Genomic DNA, 1,174 nt, shown 5'->3' with positions numbered 1-1,174 from the left:
CTGCAACGCAATGGTGAACTCGAGCACCTCCGCAGAGGCCACGTCCGCCGACTCCGCACCGATCGCGAACTCGAGCGCCTCACGCAGATTGGGCCGCTCACGACTCAACCGGTCGATCCAATCGACCTGCCGCGGCCCGATCCACTCCGCCTCCGCACCCAGCGCCAGCCGCCGATACCAGTCCCGGTGCCGACGAGCATGCACCACCCGGGTCCCGGCCTGCTCGGACTTCTCCAACCCGTACCCCCGCAACGACTCGAGCATCCGGAACCGCACCGCCGAACGAACCGTCTCACGAATCAGAATCGACTTGTCGATCAACGCGGTCACCACATCGAGCACCTCGTCGACATCACCGACCTCACCCTCGGCCACGTACTCCGCCGCATCGAGCTCGAAACTGCCCGCGAACACCGACAGACACGCCCACAACCGCTGCTCGACCTCCGTACACAACTCGTAACTCCAGTCGATGCACGCCCGCAGCGTCTGCTGCCTACCCGGCAGATCCCGACTCCCGTGACCGAGCAACGCATACCGATCGCTCAACCGCTGCAAAATCTGATCCGGCGACATCACCCGCAACCGCGCCGCAGCCAACTCGATCGCCAACGGCAACCCGTCCAGATGCCGACAGATACCCACCACCGCCGAAGCGTTGTCGGCGTTCAACTCGAAACCCGGCAGAGCCGCAGCACCACGATCGACGAACAAACCGACCGCATCACCGGACACCCCGGACTCGTCCTCCGGCACCGTCAACGGCGGCACCCGCATCACCCGCTCACCACGGATCCCCAACGCCTCCCGGCTCGTCGCCAGCACCCGCACATTCGGGCACCCACGCAACAACTCGTCCACGAACCTCGCCGCGTCGGCAACCACCTGCTCACAATTGTCGAGCACCACCAACCTCTCCCGCGACGACAACGCCTCCACCAACACCTCCATCAGCGGCCGACCACGCATCGGCCGCACCCCCAACGCAGCCGCGACCACCTCCCCGACCAACGCCCCGTCCCGCACCTCCCCCAAACCGACCAGCCACACCCCGTCCGCGAAGTCACGCCGAACCGCCGCCGCGACACGCAACGACAACCGCGTCTTGCCCACCCCACCGATCCCCGTCAACGTCACCAACCGCGCCTGCCCCAGCAACGCCCGCGCCTCCCGC

The 1,174-nt window shown here is 67.0% G+C and carries 1 protein-coding gene; it reads right to left on the bottom strand.

What is annotated here, in order from left to right; genetic code table 11:
* Window positions 1–1,174: ATP-binding protein (locus ACFYVR_RS26935; RefSeq protein ID WP_387479455.1), on the bottom strand; the 1,174-nt coding region annotated here is incomplete at both ends.

It is taken from the genome of Rhodococcus sp. NPDC003318 (assembly GCF_042879035.1).
Classification (GTDB): Bacteria; Actinomycetota; Actinomycetes; order Mycobacteriales; family Mycobacteriaceae; genus Rhodococcus_G.
The sequence above is the reverse complement of the archived record's forward strand: the minus strand, read 5'-3'. Positions and strand labels throughout refer to the sequence as shown.